At 57.3% G+C, this 17,153-nt stretch carries 10 protein-coding genes; 2 read left to right on the top strand and 8 right to left on the bottom strand.

Annotated features, from left to right (window positions below; translation table 11 throughout):
• Positions 1–82: 82 nt before the first annotated feature.
• The 8 genes from pgm to KUA11_RS01000 all read right to left on the bottom strand — a co-directional run bounded on the left by pgm (position 83) and on the right by KUA11_RS01000 (position 15,183).
• A complete protein-coding gene (pgm, locus tag KUA11_RS01035) occupies positions 83–1,735 on the bottom strand; it encodes a phosphoglucomutase (alpha-D-glucose-1,6-bisphosphate-dependent) (RefSeq protein WP_217408819.1) in 1,653 nt (550 codons plus the stop codon).
• Between the two features lie 97 nt (positions 1,736–1,832).
• Complete coding sequence (gene treY / locus KUA11_RS01030) at positions 1,833–4,541, bottom strand: malto-oligosyltrehalose synthase (protein ID WP_217408818.1); 2,709 nt, start codon at positions 4,539–4,541, stop codon at positions 1,833–1,835.
• A gap of 17 nt (positions 4,542–4,558) precedes the next feature.
• Positions 4,559–6,547: a 4-alpha-glucanotransferase gene (malQ, locus tag KUA11_RS01025; RefSeq protein ID WP_217408817.1), complete on the bottom strand. Its 1,989-nt coding sequence runs from the start codon at positions 6,545–6,547 to the stop codon at positions 4,559–4,561.
• Positions 6,540–8,318: a malto-oligosyltrehalose trehalohydrolase gene (gene treZ / locus KUA11_RS01020; protein ID WP_217408816.1), complete on the bottom strand. Its 1,779-nt coding sequence runs from the start codon at positions 8,316–8,318 to the stop codon at positions 6,540–6,542. The genes malQ and treZ overlap by 8 nt, the downstream gene beginning before the upstream one ends.
• 13 nt (positions 8,319–8,331) lie before the next feature.
• On the bottom strand, positions 8,332–10,461 hold the full coding sequence (gene glgX, locus KUA11_RS01015; RefSeq protein WP_217408815.1) for a glycogen debranching protein GlgX: 2,130 nt from the start codon (positions 10,459–10,461) through the stop codon (positions 8,332–8,334).
• Positions 10,458–12,686, bottom strand: coding sequence for a 1,4-alpha-glucan branching protein GlgB (glgB, locus tag KUA11_RS01010; protein ID WP_217408814.1), 2,229 nt, complete (start codon positions 12,684–12,686; stop codon positions 10,458–10,460). Before glgB ends, glgX begins: the two co-directional genes overlap by 4 nt.
• A 54-nt stretch (positions 12,687–12,740) precedes the next feature.
• Entirely contained in the window at positions 12,741–14,390 is a 1,650-nt protein-coding gene (glgA, locus tag KUA11_RS01005; protein ID WP_217408813.1) for a glycogen synthase GlgA, read from the bottom strand.
• Between the two features lie 139 nt (positions 14,391–14,529).
• Complete coding sequence (locus tag KUA11_RS01000) at positions 14,530–15,183, bottom strand: SOS response-associated peptidase (protein ID WP_217408812.1); 654 nt, start codon at positions 15,181–15,183, stop codon at positions 14,530–14,532.
• 135 nt (positions 15,184–15,318) lie between these two features.
• Between KUA11_RS01000 and hmuQ the strand changes: the two genes are divergently transcribed.
• Together hmuQ and KUA11_RS00990 are read left to right on the top strand one after the other, a co-directional pair.
• The gene (gene hmuQ / locus KUA11_RS00995) at positions 15,319–15,633 is read left to right on the top strand and encodes a heme-degrading protein HmuQ (protein WP_166313417.1); all 315 of its coding nucleotides are present in this window, start codon (positions 15,319–15,321) and stop codon (positions 15,631–15,633) included.
• Between the two features lie 274 nt (positions 15,634–15,907).
• Positions 15,908–17,137 carry an autotransporter outer membrane beta-barrel domain-containing protein gene (locus KUA11_RS00990; protein ID WP_217408811.1) on the top strand — a complete coding sequence of 410 codons (1,230 nt, stop codon included), beginning with the start codon at positions 15,908–15,910 and terminating at the stop codon, positions 17,135–17,137.
• Positions 17,138–17,153 lie beyond the last annotated feature (16 nt).

Genomic DNA, 17,153 nt, shown 5'->3' with positions numbered 1-17,153 from the left:
AGCGAGGTAGAGGCAATACGTAATTTTGAGAAATCGGATGTTCCCGGTGAGGTGTTATAGCCTCACCGGGTAAAGTGTTGCTTCAGGAACCGGCGGACAGAACCTTGGAAATGACATCCTGTGCTTCGTTCTGGATTTCCTTGAGATGCTCCGGGCTTTTGAAACTTTCAGCGTAAATCTTGTAAACATCTTCTGTGCCGGAGGGACGGGCGGCGAACCAGCCGTCCTTCGTCGTGACCTTCAGTCCGCCGATGGAGGCGTTGTTTCCCGGCGCCTTGGTCAGTTTGGCTGTGATGGTCTCGCCCGCCAGTGTGTCGCCCGGATATTGTTCGGGTGAGAGGTTGGCCAGCCGTGCCTTCTGCTCCGGTGTGGCGGCAGCATCGATGCGTGCGTAATATGCCGTGCCCAGCCGCTTTGCGATGTCGTGATAATGCGCGCTTGGGTTCTTGCCGGTTTTCGCCGTGATCTCGGCAGCAAGAAGGCCAAGGATGATTCCATCCTTATCGGTCGTCCAGACCGTGCCGTCACGGCGGAGGAAGGAGGCTCCGGCACTTTCTTCTCCCCCGAAGCCGAGGCTTCCGTCCAGCAGCCCGGGGACGAACCACTTGAAGCCTACGGGCACTTCCACCAACTTACGCCCAAGCTCAGCCGCCACACGGTCGATCAATCCGCTGCTGACCAGCGTTTTGCCAATGCCGGTGTCAGCGCTCCACTGTGGGCGGTTGCGGTAAAGATAGGAAATGGCGACGGCCAGATAGTGGTTCGGGTTCATCAGCCCGTCAGGTTGGGCCACGATGCCATGCCGATCCGCATCCGTGTCGTTGGCGAAAGCGACGTCGAAAGTTTTTCCCATTTCGATCAGTCGGGCCATGGCGTAGGGAGAGGAGCAGTCCATGCGGATCTGACCGTCCCAGTCGGCGGTCATGAAGCCGAACTGTGGATCGACTTCTTCGCTCACGACCGTGGCGTTGAGGCCGTAACGCGCGATGATTGGCTGCCAGTAACGCACAGCCGCTCCACCGAGCGGATCTATGCCGATCTTCACGCCCGCGTCACGGATGGCGGCCATGTCGATGACAGAGCCCAGATCTTCCACATAGGGCGTCACGAAGTCATGGCGTGTGATGCACGGCTCGTTGATGGCGCGCTCGAATGTCAGGCGCTTCACCTCTTTGAGGCCATTGGCGAGGAAACCGTTTGCCATGTCCTGGATGGCTTTGGTGATGTCGGAATCGGCCGGACCACCATGCGGGGGGTTGTATTTGAAGCCGCCATCCGTGGGCGGGTTGTGCGAGGGCGTGACCACGATGCCGTCGGCCAGACCGCTTTTGCGTCCGCGATTATAGGTCAGGATCGCATGGGAGATGACAGGCGTGGGAGTGTAGCCATCGTCATGAGCGATGTGGACGGCAATGCCGTGGGCCGCTAGCACTTCGATGGCCGTGCGCTGGGCGGGGGCGGAGACGGCGTGGGTGTCGATGCCCATGAAAAGAGGGCCGTCGATGCCCTGTGCCTTTCGATAGCGGGCAATGCCTTCACAAATGGCGAGGATATGGTTCTCGTTGAAGCTGGTGTTCAGCGGTGCGCCACGATGACCGGAGGTGCCAAACGACACACGCTGCGTGGGGATGGAGGGATTGGGCTTGCGTTCGTAATAGGCGGCGATCACGGCCGGAATGTCGGGAAGATCGGATGCTGGCAGGCGTTTTCCGGCCAATGGGCTGATCTTTGCCATGAGTGGAACGGTCCTCGTTTCTCAGTTTTGCGATAACGCTCGCACGGTAACAAACAACCTTCGGGGCTGACGGTCCAGCCCTGAAGGGAATGTCTGTTCATGTCTCCCAAACAAGACAATCCAGTGGCACCATGCCAGTTTCGAACGGCCAGATGGGATGCGACCCGATGTCGAGCGAGCGTTCCCGCAGGAGGCTGCGCCATTGTCCGTGACATTTCACGGGCAGGGTGAAGGGGGCGGGCGGTTGAGTGAGAGCAAGAGTGGCCGGGTCAGGGGCGAGAGTATGAGTGTGACGAGGTGCCATTACCAGTAGCCGCTGGTTTCCGAGAGTGCGCAGGAAAGCGACGATATGCTGCGTGTTCAGGGAGATAGGGTGATAGGAGCCGTCCCGAAACAGGTTAGGGTGCTGAGCACGAAAGGTGAGCAGCCGTGCAATGAGCTGGAGTTTGATCGCGCCATCGGGCCATGTGGCGGCGGCGTGGTCGATGTCGGAAGCGGCTTGGAGCAGTTCCGACCGGCTTTTGAAATCGACAGGTCGCCGGTTGTCGGGATCGACCAGACTGAAATCCCATAACTCGCAGCCTTGATAAAGATCCGGCACGCCGGGAGCAGTAAGGCGCAGCAGAGTTTGGGACAGGCTGTTCAGGGCGGCCGCTGGCGCGATCTGTCGGACGAACCGGGTCATGTCGCGTTGGAAATCCAATGAGCTGGATGTGTCCAACAAGTGAGCAAGGTAGTCCTGGCACGCGCTTTCATACGACTCATTGGGGTCGAGCCAGCTTGTATGACGCTTTCCTTCGCGGAGCGCCTTGGTCAACCAATCCGCCATGCGGGGGCCGAACTCTTCATTGGGGTAATCCTGAACAGGCCATGCACCAAGGAGGCTTTGGTAGAGCATGAGTGCATCGACACGATCGGGGGCGTGGTTTGATGTGTGCTTCTCCAGCCAGGATGTAACGAGTGCGTGCCACTGTTCGGGCATTTCGCTAAGAATGGCAATCCGCATCCGACTGTCTTCGCCGCGCTTGTGATCATGTGTCGCGGTGGCGAGCAGGGAGTGGGGATGGGTCGCATGTCGCTTTTGGCAGGCTTCATGAAAAGCGGCGACCGGCAGCGCCAGTGTGTCGGGCGCACTGCCGACTTCGTTGCGTGAGGGCAGACGCACATTCCGATAGAATGCTGTGTCTTCAAGAGATTTTGCGGTGAGCGGGGCTGTGAGATGCTCGAAGGCGCGTTGAATGCGGCGCACTGCGGGGGAGGGACCGGTTTCAACAGGTGTAGTGAGCAACGCGCTCATGCGTTGAAGAAGAAGATGGTGGAAGGAAGGGATCTCCTTGCGCGCTGCGATTACAGCCTGTGACAAAGCCGCCCGGTCGGCGGTGTGATCCATGGGGAGATCGTCGGCATAATAACAGCGATAGCGCGGAAAGTGACGCAGGAGGACTGTCAGAACAGTCTTGATGGCGGAGGGTGTCGTTTCGCAGGAAAGTGACGCGAAGGACGCATGCAACAGACGGGTGAGCCGCTCACATTCGGCGGGGAATAAAACGTGCAGAATCTCGTCACGAGCCTGTCGTTCTGTTTCCTCCATGGTATTCGGCACGTCACTGCGCGTATCCTGCCACAGGGCATCCAGCACGTCTTTTCCGTTGGCATCGTGCAAAAGAAGAGAAACCTGTTCCATGAAATCGTAACCCGTCGTACCGTCCACGTCCCACTCGGCGGGCAGGTTTTCACCGGGAGCGAGGATTTTTTCCACATGGATCGATACAGGTCCACTCGAAGACTGTTCCGAGGGGAACATCCTCTGACGTAACCGTCGGCAATAGGCGGCGGGAGCGGCAAGGCCATCAATATGGTCGATCCGCAGCCCATCGATGATTCCTTCATCGAGGAGCGACAGCACATAATGGTGGGTGTCGGTGAAGACTTTCTCACGTTCGACGCAGATGGCGCCTAGGGATGTGTTGTCGAAGAAACGTCGCCAGTTGAGAAGTTCGGACGCTGTGCGCCACCATGCGCAGACCCAGTTCTGGCGGTCGATCAGATGGCGCAATTGCTCGCGTCCCGGCTGATGGGCGGGATTGAAGCGCATGGTCAGGGCGGACAGTACATCGGCACCGATTGCTGTGTTCAGCCATAGGGAAAGCGCCTTGAGTGTCTGGGCACAGTCCCTGTCCGGCGTGCTGCGTTCCGCCATGACCGTCAGGGCAGCGGACAGGGCGTGGGGGAGATCCATGCCTTTGAGCAGGCTGCTGTAATGAGCAGGAGAAATGGGGAAGCGGTGGTCGTGATGGTGGATGAAGAAGAGTCCACTTTCGCGATCATGCTTCAGGTTCAGAGCGCCTGAGACCAGCGCCGCCTCGAAAGGACGATCGAGAAAGGGAAGGAGCACACGTCCTGCAAGTTGAGGGTCGGGATCGTCCCAGGCGATATCGAAAAACTCGGCGTAGGGGCTGTTCTGACCCCATGCCAGAAGATTTTCCCACCAGATGTTTCCGGCACCTCCCACGGCCATGTGGTTGGGCACAATATCGAGGATCAGGCCCATATCGTGTTCGTGCAGCGTGTGGGCAAGGCGTCGCAGGGCGGCCTCACCACCTAGTGTCGGATCAATATGATGGCAGTCGAGAACGTCGTATCCATGGGGCGAGCCCGGTGTGGCCGTCAGGAGAGGTGAAGCATAGATATGGCTGATGCCCAACCGTGCGAAGTAAGGCACCAGTTCGACCGCGTGATCCAGCGTCAAGCCCTGCCGGAACTGAAGGCGGATGGTGGCGCGCAAAGCTGGTCGCAGGCAGGGCATAGCGCTTCTCGCAATAGTTAAGAACGAGGACGAGATGTTTTCAGAAGGGTCAGACGCTTCTTCGTGCCGCGTCGTGCCAGAAGCGTGCGAGCCGGGACTGGATAGCGTTGACGCCAGTTGGGGTGGCTGGTGGTGGTGCCAGGCACGTTGGGTTGTTCGTTTAACCCCGCGAGGTCTTCCAGTGGCACGATAGCGAGTGGGCAGGGTGTGTCCGCTACGAAACTGACGGCACGATCCACGAAAGTGGCAGCTCCTGTCGGACTGGAAGGAGGTTCGGGCACCGTTCGACCCGCCACGGCCGTCCATAAGGCGGTCCTTTCGGCACCGCGTTGTATCTGGGAGGAGACGTCAGTCGTGGCAAGATCAAGTCCCTGCCACCAGCGGGCCAATGGGGGTAAGTCATGGGTTGTCGTCATCGCCACGGCCGTTCGGGACCATTGCCTGCAAGGGAGAAAGGCACCCTCTGAATCACGTTGAAATGGAAGGACGTTCATGCCTGTCAGGCCATGGCGGATCATGTCCTTGCGGAATGCGGGTTCGACAGTGCCCAGAGCTTCCCCGATGAGGACAGCGTTGGCGCGAGAGGCTTCCAGTGTGGCCAGCCTCATGAGATCGGCACTGGGATAGGTGAGATAGGCGCCTTCTTCCGGACCTTCCCCCTTGGGGATGATCCAGAGCCGCCGTAGCCCCATGACATGATCGATGCGCAGACCGCCCACATGGGCGAGATTGGCGCGCAGCATGGCGATAAAGCCCTGATAGCCATTGGCATGCAGACCATGGGGGGAGAAGGTGGTCAGTCCCCAGTTTTGTCCGGCGCGGCTGAGGGCATCGGGAGGTGCGCCGATCGAGATTTCGGTGAGGTGTTCGCCCTGATGCGCCCAGCACTCGCTGCCGGCCGGATCGACGCCTACGGCGAGATCGGCGATCAGCCCGATCCGCATTCCGCTCTTGTGGGCGTTATCCTGTGCTGCGAGCAGACTGCGGGAAGCGATCCATTGTAGAAACCGATGAAAGTCGATCTCCCTCATCATCTCATGGGCGAAATGGGCCGTTTCGGGGGAGGTAGGATTGCGAACGGAGAGGGGCCAGAGCCGCCAGTCTCCACCCCGTGGTCCGCGTTGGGTGCTCTGCGTGTGCAGCGTTTCAAAAATGGCGTGTCGTTGAAGTTCAATTCCGCCGGTGTGGATGAACTCGGTAAAATCGGCGGGTGGAGCAGGAGCAATATGAAGATCATAGAGTGCACGGAGAAGCTTCAGGCGTAGATGTCCAGCGCGTGGCCAGTCGATGAGGGAGGCTGTTTCAAGTTGATGCAGTTCTTCGAGATTCAGGCGTGCGTGTTTGCGGGCGGCTTGTAGTGTGGCGGTGTCGAAGGTGCAACTTGGATCGGCCAGTAACACGTTGAAAAATTGCCGGCTGGATGGAGAATAGGGGCTGTACTGCGCGGGATTGCTGGCGAACATGGCATGGGTGGGGCTGAGCAGAAGTGCGTCGGCCTCCGCTGTTCCCGTGCGTTTCGCGAGGTCAGCGACAGCGCCAAGATGGCCGATACCGCCATCGCCCTGACTCCTGAGGCTGTAGACCTGAACGGCAAGGCCCCAGCCGCGTCCTACGATGGGAGGAGCCTGCCGGGGTGCTACTGCGAGGGTGAACTCCCGGTTCGCCACTGTCAGTGTGTGATATCCCGCGTCTATTATACGCGGCAGATGGAACTTGCCGTTACGGGCACGACGGAGCCGCCCCTCGATCCGGCGACCGTCTTCAAGAGCGACCGCGAAAGCAGGCGCGGCGTCCGTATTCTTTGTGCCATTGATGGGGATCGATGTGGAAGCACCTGTTTCGGTGACAAGCAGGGACGGTGTTCCGGAACCCGCTTTGGATTCAAGCAAGGGTACAAGACGGCGCAGAGTATCCACAGAGACCCGGCGCCTGTGTCCTTGAGCGTCCATCCAATTCACTTGCAACCCCAGACGCGTGGCCTGCCGGGTCAAGGTCTGGTCAGACATGATTGTCTCCCTCCAGCCATGCGAGAAGGCTTGCAGGCGGCAAGTCCGGGGATGAGAATGTCGTGCGCAGTCCGTAGAGAAAGGTTCCGTGGGGAGCGGAAGGGAGTTGAGTGAGCATTGTGCTCAGATTGAACGCGATGTTCAGAATGGAACCGTCTTCCATCGACCACCGGGCGAACAGCGCACAGCCTTGCTTCGTGAGATGCGTAACGTCCAGTCCACGGGCATTCTTCAGGCGCGGCACGATATATTGGTGCCGCAGACGCAGGAGTTCACGTGTGCGGTCCAGCCATTCCTTATGTTCCGGCTGTTCCATTTCTCGACGGTCAGGACGTGAATGTTCGAAAGTCCGCGGATCGTTCGGGTCCGGGATAAGTTCGCGACGATGGGGGTCATGAAAATGGCTGAAAGAGGCGAATTCCTGTCGCCGTCCATCGCGCACGATCCGGGCCAGTTCCGGGTTGTGGCTGGTGAAAAAGAAGAACGGCGTGCGTGTTCCCCACTCGTCTCCAAAAAAGATCATGGGGATCTGAGGGGAGAGTAGAAGAAGTGCGTAGGCTGTTTCCAGCATGTGCGGCTGCGCAAGAACTGTCAGTCGTTCTCCCATGGCGCGGTTGCCGGTCTGGTCGTGGTTTTGCAGAAAAAGGATGAATTTCTCAGCCGCCAGATCCGAAGATGGAGAACCCCGCGGTTTGCCCGTGACAGGCGATTTGTCCCCCTGAAACCGAAATCCCTCTTTGAGAACGCACGCAAGGTCCATTGTGGGGTTGGATGCGAAATTCCCATAATAGCCGTCTGTTTCACCAGTGAGGATGACGTGCAGGGCATTGTGTCCGTCATCGTTCCACTGGGCGGTAAAGCCCTCGCGCAGCAGACGGGCGTCGTTGTTTTCGTTCTCAAGGATCAAATGAACGTGGCGGTCCGGCTCCACGGTTTGTCTGACAGTTTCATGTAACTCCGTAAGCCAGTCCTGTTCTGTAATGGCCTGCACGGCGTCCAGCCGCAGACCGTCGAAGCGGAACTCCATGAGCCAGTAGAGTGCATTGTCGATGAAGAAATCACGTACTGCTCGTTGGGTGAAGTCGATGGCATGACCCCATGGGGTGCGGCGATCCTGGAGGAAAAAGGGGCGCGCATACTGTTCGATGAAGTTTCCATCCGGTCCGAAGTGATTATAGACAACATCGAGAAAAATCATGAGACCGAGTGTATGGGCGCGGTCGATCAGCGCCTTGAGTTCATCTGGTGTGCCGTAAGCGCTTTCGGGTGCAAAAGGCAGAACGCCGTCATATCCCCAGTTGCGACCGCCGGGAAATTCCGCAATCGGCATGAGTTCGATGGCAGTAATGCCAAATGCGGCGATGCGTGGAAGATCGGCAGCCAGCTTTGTATAGCCGCCCGCAAGTCCAATATGCACTTCGTAGATAACGGCTTTTTCCCAAGGTCTCCCTTGCCAACGTGGGTTCTGCCAACGATAGCTTTCGGGATCGGTCACCTCACTGGGGCCATGCACGTCTTCGGGCTGACGGGTGGAGGCTGGATCGGGGACCAGCAGATCGGGGGCCACGCGATAGCGATAACGTAGGCCAGCTCCCGTGGGTGTTTCGCATACGAACCCTCCGTGGTCGTCCGCTGTCATTGGGACGGGTGGATGATCTTCCGCTTCAAGTTGGACGGAGGAGCAGGAAGGCGCCCAAAGGTGAAAGCGCGTGCGGTGCGGTGAAAGGAGCACCGCACCTTGCTTGCGGAGGTAACGATCACTCTGGGACATGGCCTGCCTCCTTTCAGCCGTTTGTGGACTTTGTGGCCATGGTGGCGGGATCGAGTTGCAGAAGGAGGACCGAATGTGCGGCGACGATCACACTATGCAACCCGGCGGTGAGGCTTTCCGGTTCCGTATGGTGCAGTCGTGCGCTGTCGAGAAGCAGACGCCATGTGCCAGTAGGGGGCGGTAGGGCACAGGGTGCTTCTGCATCGCTAGGATTAAGGATCATGTAGGTGATGTCGAAGGATTCACCATCTTCAATGGCACGTCGCAGACCAAGAAGAGGTTGTCCTCTTTCATTCCAGTTATCGACCGACATGGGCTGTCCCGCGGCATTGAACCACGCGATGTCGGAGATATCCGGTAGGGGAGCATGACGGCCATGCATGTAGCGTTGTGCGCGCAGGGAAGGATGTTCACGCCGCAGGAGGATCAGTCGTGCTGTAAAATCCTGCATGTCCTGACCGCGAGGCGTTTGTGTCAGTGACCAGTCCAGCCAGGACAAATCATTGTCCTGACAATAAGCATTATTGTTTCCGTTCTGGGTTTGCCCGAATTCGTCGCCTGCGAGAATCATGGGTGTTCCATGGGCCAGAAGAAGTGTCGCCATCATGGCGCGACGAATATGATCGCGTTTTTCCACTATGGTCGCATCATCGGTCGGTCCTTCCACGCCCCAGTTGCGGCTGTGGTTGTCCTGTGCGCCGTCGTGATTGTTTTCCTTGTTGGCGTCATTGTGCCGTGTTTCGTAACTGACGGTGTCCATCAGGGTGAAGCCGTCATGAGCCGTCACGAAATTGACGCTGGTCCATGGGCGCCGTCCGCGATGGTCGAAAATGTCGCCTGAGCCGGAGAGACGGGCTGCCATATCCCCCTGCTGACATTCATCCTGCCGCCAGAAACGGCGTGTGGTGTCACGAAAACGGTCGTTCCATTCGTGAAATCCGGGCGGGAAGTTACCCACCTGATATCCACCCGGTCCCGGATCCCATGGCTCGGCGATCAGTTTGCGCGTGCGCAGAATTGGATCCTGCATGAGGGCGTCGAGAAATCCCGAGTTCTGGTCATAACCGTAGTTCTCGCGACCAAGAATGGTTGCGAGATCGAAGCGGAAACCGTCGATATTGAACGCGCTGGCCCAATGACGCAGGGAATCAAGCACCATCTGGAGCACGCGAGAATGAGAAAGATTGAGCGTGTTTCCGCAGCCGGTGTCGTTGATGTAATGACGCTCATCATCGGGCACGAGGCGGTAATAGCTGGCGTTGTCGAGTCCGCGATAACACAAGGTGGGACCAAGCTCGTTTCCTTCGCAGGTGTGGTTGTACACGACGTCCATCACCACTTCGATGCCGGCGGCATGCAAAGCGCGGATGGCGGCGCGGAAATCCTCGATTTCGCCACGTCCCATATAAGCGGGGTGCGGGGCGAAGAACGCGAGCGTGTTGTAGCCCCAGTAATTGGTGACACCGCGTTCGATCAGGAAACGATCGGTGACGAATGCCTGCACCGGCAGAAGTTCGAGTGTTGTGGTGCCGAGTTTTTGCAGATGCTCTACGATGCGGGGATGACTTAACGCTTGAAAGGTTCCGCGTATCGCTTGGGGCACATCGGGATGACGCATGGACAAACCCTTGAGATGGGCCTCCATCACGATCACGTCTTCCGGTGGAATGCTGGGCCGATGATCGTCAGGCCAATGCACATGAGGGGCAATCACACGGCATTTCGGCATGGCGCTGGCGCTGTCCCGCCGATCGAAGGAGAGATCCGCCCGTGGTGAGTTGAGCCTGTAGCCGAACAAGGCATCGGTCCAGCGGAGATCGCCTGTCAGTTCACGGGCATAGGGATCAACCAGAAGTTTGTGGGGATTGAAACGATGACCTTCATGCGGATCGTGCGGTCCGAAAGCGCGATATCCGTAGAGGAGGCCGGGTGAAGCACCGGGAAGATAACCATGCCAAACTTCATCGGTGTATTCAGGAAGCCGATGTCGCGCGACTTCACGACGACCTTTGCGATCGAACAGACACAGTTCGATGCGGGTGGCATTGGCGGAAAAGACGGCAAAATTGACGCCGCAACCATCGTAGGTGGCGCCCAGAGGGTAGGGAGCGCCGGATTCGAGAGTGTCGGAAGCGGCGTTCATCCTGCTTCCTCAAGGGCTGGAGAGAGGATGAGAGTGGCCAGCGGCGGCAGTATCAGTTCGACCGACCAGTCGCAGCCATGGGCGGCGACTGCCTGCGCGGTTACACGGCCGCCATTGCCGACATTACTGCCGCCATAAACACTGGCATCCGTATTGATGATCTCGTGCCAGTCTCCAGCATTTGGCACGCCCACGCGGTAAGCATGGCGGATAACGGGTGTTGCATTCCACACCACGACAACGGGAGGGGCAGAGAGCGCGAAACGCGCCCATGCAAACACCACGTTGGCATCGTCATCATTGATCAGCCAAGAAAAACCCGCCGGATCGATGTCGAGTTCATGCAGGGCAGGGTAGGATTGGAGGATGTGATTGAGATCGCGAACTAGCCTCTGCATGCCGAGTTTGGACGGCTCGGACAGTGAGCGCCAGTCAAGTTCTCCATCATGGTTCCATTCCTGTATTTGTGCGATTTCTCCTCCCATGAACAGGAGTTTCTTGCCCGGATGGGTCCACATGAAAGCAAAATAGGCTCGCAGATTGGCATGTTGCTGCCAGCTATCGCCCGGCATGCGGGCAAGCAGCGAGCCTTTGCCGTGCGTTACTTCGTCATGAGAGAGAGGGAGAGCGAAGCGTTCGGAAAATGCATAATGTGTGCCGAAAAGAATTTCGGAAAGATGGTGGCCGCGCCATAATGGGTCGCGCTGCATGAAATGCAGAGTATCATGCATCCATCCCATGTTCCATTTGAAGGAAAACCCAAGACCTCCATCGACCGTCGGGTGCGTGACACCGGGCCATGCCGTGGATTCTTCAGCGACGATCTGAACATCGGGCGCATGGCGTTGCAGCGTATCGGTCAGTTCCCGCAGGAACGACACGGCCTCGAGGTTTTCGCGTCCTCCGTGGATGTTGGGAAGCCAGTCTCCGCTCTGGCGGCTGTAGTCGCGATACAGCATGGAGGCGACCGCATCCACGCGAAGACCGTCGACGTGAAAATGCTCACACCACATCAAGGCGCTGGAAATGAGGAAGGCACGCACCTCGTGCCGTCCATAATTGTAAATCAGCGTGTTCCAGTCACGATGCATCCCCTCACGTGGATCTGCGTGTTCAAAGAGGGCAGTTCCATCGAAACAGGCCAGACCGTGCAGATCATTGGGAAAGTGAGCAGGCACCCAATCCAGAATGATACCGATCCCGGCCTCGTGGCAGGCGTTTACAAACGCAGCGAAATCTTCCGGACTGCCGTGGCGGGCGGTGGGAGCAAACAACGCGAGCGTTTGATAACCCCATGATCCACCGAAGGGATATTCCATGATGGGAAGAAGCTCTATGTGCGTAAAGCCGTTTTCCGCCACATAGGGAATGAGATCGCGTGTCAGATCCCGCCATGTGGCGATGCGGTCCGGATCTCCGTTGGGGCGACGCCATGAAAGAGTGTGAACTTCATAGATGGAGAGCGGTGCCTGCGGCGCGTGGCGTGCGGAGCGGGTTGCCATCCATGCATCATCTGTCCAGGGAAATGGATCATTTCGTGCCACGACGGAGGCTGTGGCGGGAGGCAGTTCGGTCCGACGTGCAAAGGGATCGGCCTTTTGTGGAAGAAGCGTGCCGTCCTGCGCCATGATCTCGAATTTATAGCGCTCTCCAGCTGTAAGACCGGGGATGAAGAGTTCCCACACGCCAGCTCTATGACGCAGTCGCATGGGATGACGGCGACCGTCCCAGATGTTGAAGTCTCCGATTACGGACACGCGACGGGCGTTAGGTGCCCAGACAGCAAAGCGCACACCCGTTACGCCGTGTAGTGTCACGAGATGTGCGCCCAAAAGGTGATGAACGTGAAAATGACGGCCTTCGGCAAAGGCATGCAATTCCTCTTCCGGCAGGATAGGGCCGAATGAATAGGGATCGCTGACCTCCTCTGTGGCATCTGCCCAGATTACGCGCAGACGATAAGACGCTCCTTTGCGGATGGTGCCGATGAACATGCCGGTATCGTCCACCGGACGCATGGCGCGCTCGATGGGGGGCGAGCGGGGACGCTCGACGAGCAGTCGGACTTTGGCGGCATGTGGGTAGAAGACACGCACGATATCGAGCGAGCCTGCATTGTGTCGACCGAGGATAGAAAAAGGATCGCCACAACGTCCGGCCAGAAGATCATCGGTGTTTTCGGGAACATGATAGAGGGCGCCATTTCGATCCTGTCTCGTTGGCATCCCTCAGGCTCCTTTGCTGTGTGATGATCTCGTGTGATTTATGGCTTTGAAAATTCAGGCGCTGTTGCGGTGTGTGGAAGGGGGAATGGGGGGTTTTCGAGCGATATGCCGTTTGCCGCTGAAAGCATGTCCTCGCATATTGTCCGACGCGTGCGCGGAGGAAAGCCGCACGATATTGGGTTCTTTCGGTTCAACGATTTCAACTCCCGCGAGTTTCGCAAAGAGTCTGACATATTGGATGGATTTTTCATGCCATGAGACATCTGTGGCGGCCCCGTTCTTCTGAAGCTGTGACCATGCTTTGCGGTTCTCTCGGAAAAGACGACGTGCCCGCTCAACCGTGACTGCGAGTGTCGCACCGTCGATGAGTGAAAACAGAAAACCTGTGCCAACGCCGCGTCCGATGGCCGCATCGTTGGCGTCAACTACTGTGTCGGCCAATCCTCCCACGCGCGAGACGATAGGAACGGCTCCGTAACGCAGAGCGCAAAGCTGAGTCAGGCCGCAAGGCTCGAAGCGTGATGGGACAAGTAGAGCATCGACAGCGGAGGGCAGGCGGTGACCGAGTTCTTCGCTGTAGCCGATATGGCAGGCGAAACTGCGGGGGAATCTTCTTTGCAAAGCGGAAAAAGCGCGGTGAAGAGGGCGTTCCCCTTCGCCCACGACGATTACTTGGGTGTTGGAGACAAGCAGCCGCTCCATGATCTCTGGCAGGAGATCGACGCCTTTTTGCCGTGTCAGACGACTGACGATGCCTATGAGAAAGGCATTGCGGTCCTGCGGCAGGCCGAATTCCGCCTGGAAGGCGAGTTTGTTGGACAGTCGCCCGATGGTGTCGCCTACGACGTAAGGAAAGCGCACGGCAGGGTCATGGGCGGGATTCCATACGTTGATATCCACGCCATTGAGAATGCCGGTGAGGTCGGAGGTGCGTGTACGCAGCAGACCGTCGAAGCCCATTCCCCATTCGCTACCTTGGATTTCCTGTGCATAGGTGGGCGAGACTGTGGTGATCCAGTCACTGAAAAACAGACCGGCCTTGAGGAAGCTGATGCGGCCGTGAAACTCGCAGCCGTCGATGAAAGCCGCTTGGGCTGGCAATTCCAAAATGGGCAGATCGGTGAGGGGAAAGCTGCCATGAAAGGCGAGATTATGGATCGTCTGGACGATACGGGGGCGCCGGCTCATGCCATTGGCGTGGAGGGGAGCTTCACCGTCATAGTGCAGATAGGCCGCCGTGAGGCCGGCCTGCCAGTCATGCAGTTGCACGATGTCGGGATGGTAACCTTCAAGTCCGCCCTGACCGATAGTGGCGGCAGCACGGGCCAGAGCCGCAAAACGTAGGCCGTTGTCAGGCCAGTCGCAGCCTTCTGATGTCACGTAGGGATTTCCGGGACGATCATAGAGAGCGGGAATATCGAGAACCAGTAACTCCTGCCCTCCAACTTGTCCGATCTTGAGATGTGCGGCGTGGCCCAGAATGAGACCGAACTCAACAGAACGGCAGGCCACTTTCTCCATCGCCGCTAGAACGGAAGGATAGCCCGGCAGGAGTGTGCGGGTTTGCACATCATAAGGCGTGAGGGCTGACGGAAGCGACGCCGTGACATCTCCAAGTCCACCTGTCTTCACGAACGGGAACATTTCCGAGGCTACGGACAGTAAATGTAATGGGCGGGAGAGGGTCAGCGCCGCAGGTGCCATCGTTTTGCCATCCTCGTGCTGCTTGATGCCGTTTTCGGCAGTCTGTTTTCGAATAAGGTCGTTCTTGTGAAAGGAACGATCCGAAGGCAGTGAGTATCAAGCATCACGGAAAAGTGATTCTGGCCGAGCGGTCGCGAAGTCAGATGGGGGCGAGCAGAGAGGCGCTGTTGTTTGCAGGTGTGTTGACGTTCCGACTGACAGGATAACATTCCAGAGCATCGTCAGGAGTGGGGTGGAGGAGAGAGCGGGCGCTGTCTGCCGCACCACCCAGCCATGTTGACCAGTCGTCCTCTTCAATTGTCACAGGCATCCGATCATGGATCGGATTCATGAGAGCGTTGGCGCGTGTGGTAAGGATGACGAATGTGCGCACCCACTCTCCATCGTGTTGCCAGTTCTCCCACAATCCGGCGATAGCCAGTGGTTGCCCGTTCTTGCGTCGGAACGCCCATGGCTGACGAGGCGATGAACCTTTCTGCCACTCGTAATAGGCGGTTGCCGGCACAAGTGCCCGGCGATTTTCAAAGGCCGAACGAAAGAGGGAAGAAGTGGCGGCGGTTTCAGCGCGTGCGTTGATGGGTTGCCGTCCGGCATCCTTGGCCCAGTGCGGAATGAAGCCCCAGCGGAGTAGATCGAGATGACGTTCTTCGGTTTCCGGTTTCAGGCGGACGACAGGAGCCTGCTGGGATGGGGCGATGTTCCATGATGGGGGCCAGTTCGGCACAGTGCCTGTGATTCCGAACACGGTCCGCATGAGATCGACTGTCAGATCGTTGGCGAAGCGTCCACACATGTCTGTTCCCCTTTTTCTCGCGAAAATATCGACAGAGACTACACAGTGAAGAAAGATCAATGCAGCAGAGAGCCGCGTGCAGGCTTTCAATGTGGCATGCTGGGTTTTGCAGCGATCTTTTCAAGGAGTGCTTTGATGTACATTGCGATGAATCGTTTCCGTGTCAGCCCTGAAAATGAGGAGGCGTTCCAGAAGCGTTGGCTCGACAGGGAGGTTTTTCTCAAGACGGTTCCCGGCTTTGTGAGTTTTCAGTTTCTACGCGGTCCGGTGCGGGAAGATCATGTGCTTTATGCTTCTCACACGGTTTGGGAGTCTCACGAGGCTTTTGTGGGTTGGACGCAGTCGGAGCAGTTTCGACAGGCGCACGCGAATGCCGGGCAGGGAAAGCCGCTGACCATGGGGCCGCCTGTGTTTGAAGGGTTCGAGGTTCTGCAGAACGTGGAGAAGTAAAGAAAAATGTATCGTGCGGCGGGGAAAGTCCCGCCGTCAGCATTCAGCTTGCTCTAGAATTAGATCACTTTTATGGCATCTTTTGGTTGTGTGTTGTATATATTTCATTCTTTAATCATATAAATAATAATTCTTTGGTTATTAATTCATTAATTTATTTTATTAACGGAAAACTTACTTAGGGAGAAATCAGGTCAACATTTAGGTTCTCTTCGGATTTCAGGAAACCCTGATCGGGAATTGCTGAAGTTCTAATGAATTTCAGGAGAGAACAATGGTTTCGACCACACATATCAACCTCACAGATGCTGATACGTCTGCTACACTGGTATCAGGTCAGACATATGTCGTGGGTAATACGGCTTCTTCCGCTGGTGATGTGACGGCCTGGTATGACAATAATCTCGTGATGACAGGGAAGGCTGATGTCACGGTAAACGGTTACGGCACTACAGTGGCGTTCACCGATACTGCTGCCGAAAGTTCTGTCACACTGAACGCTGGCGACAACACGATCAAGGACTTGCAGAACGGCAGTATAAATGGCGCCAGCGTAGCCGGAAATACGTTTCTTGATCTATCCAATATCCCGGGCGCAACCTCACTGATACAGGTGGGGGCGTATTCCACATTCGTCGATGGCCGTAACCTCAACATCATTGCGGGTGCGAAGTCCACGTTTGATGGATGCACGGGTGGTTCCATTACAACAGGCTCGGACTCCCATATCGACAAGTTTCTGCAGGGAACGATCACGGCCGGTATCAAGACGGTTGCGGGTGAGATTGATACCTCTTCCGTGGAACTCGGGCGCGACAGCACTGTCGGCAAGATGATTGACGATAAGCTGATCACCGATGGCACGGGTGTATCCGTGGGCATCCTCGAGAACTCATCCGTCAACACGGCGCAGGATGATGCGACCGGCGCTTACGCGAATGCGGGATATGGACAGTTTGTCGTTACGGATTCCCTGATCGGCACTAATCAGATCCATGCTCAGTCGGTCGACATCACCATGGGCAGTCGTGACTGGAATGCCGACCTTGAAGTCAATACATGGGGCGACAGTGGATCGAGCATTACGGGAGGTACGGGTAATCAGCACGCAACCGAAACAGGTGCGGGCAAGATGACTTTCATTAGCGCGGACAGCAATGTCCATGGCGCCTTTACGGCCGTCGGTGGTTCTGGTTCCGATCTTTTTGTTGCCAATAGCAGCATGAATATGACGGGCGGCACAGGGGGCGGCAATACGTTTGACATTATGAAGACGGCTGCTGGCGCGCGCGATGTCATCACTGACTTTACAGCGGCAAAGCACAACACGATCGATCTGACCGGTTTTGGTTTGACGCAGAGTGGTCTTGCCGATGTGCTCGACCATGCCACCGTCTCTTCAGCCGGTCTCGCGCTGCATCTTAACAGCAACACGACACTGACTGTGGCGGACGTGCATGACACGAACACCCTGACAGCCAGCAATTTCTCGCTGCTTTCCTGAAAAATGACCGGGCGGC

The organism is Acetobacter estunensis (genome assembly GCF_019083805.1).
GTDB classification, from domain to species: Bacteria; Pseudomonadota; Alphaproteobacteria; order Acetobacterales; family Acetobacteraceae; genus Acetobacter; species Acetobacter estunensis_A.
Note: the sequence above shows the minus strand (reverse complement) of the source record. Positions and strands in the feature narration are given on the sequence as shown.

What these genes read in the sequence shown, in the direction of transcription:
- pgm (WP_217408819.1), bottom strand. Translation starts at nt 1,735, where the DNA reads ATGGCAAAGATCAGCCCATTGGCCGGAAAACGCCTGCCAGCATCCGAT.
- treY (WP_217408818.1), bottom strand. Translation starts at nt 4,541, where the DNA reads ATGCCCTGCCTGCGACCAGCTTTGCGCGCCACCATCCGCCTTCAGTTC.
- malQ (WP_217408817.1), bottom strand. Translation starts at nt 6,547, where the DNA reads ATGTCTGACCAGACCTTGACCCGGCAGGCCACGCGTCTGGGGTTGCAA.
- treZ (WP_217408816.1), bottom strand. Translation starts at nt 8,318, where the DNA reads ATGTCCCAGAGTGATCGTTACCTCCGCAAGCAAGGTGCGGTGCTCCTT.
- glgX (WP_217408815.1), bottom strand. Translation starts at nt 10,461, where the DNA reads ATGAACGCCGCTTCCGACACTCTCGAATCCGGCGCTCCCTACCCTCTG.
- glgB (WP_217408814.1), bottom strand. Translation starts at nt 12,686, where the DNA reads ATGCCAACGAGACAGGATCGAAATGGCGCCCTCTATCATGTTCCCGAA.
- glgA (WP_217408813.1), bottom strand. Translation starts at nt 14,390, where the DNA reads ATGGCACCTGCGGCGCTGACCCTCTCCCGCCCATTACATTTACTGTCC.
- KUA11_RS01000 (WP_217408812.1), bottom strand. Translation starts at nt 15,183, where the DNA reads ATGTGTGGACGCTTCGCCAACGATCTGACAGTCGATCTCATGCGGACC.
- hmuQ (WP_166313417.1), top strand. Translation starts at nt 15,319, where the DNA reads ATGTACATTGCGATGAATCGTTTCCGTGTCAGCCCTGAAAATGAGGAG.
- KUA11_RS00990 (WP_217408811.1), top strand. Translation starts at nt 15,908, where the DNA reads ATGGTTTCGACCACACATATCAACCTCACAGATGCTGATACGTCTGCT.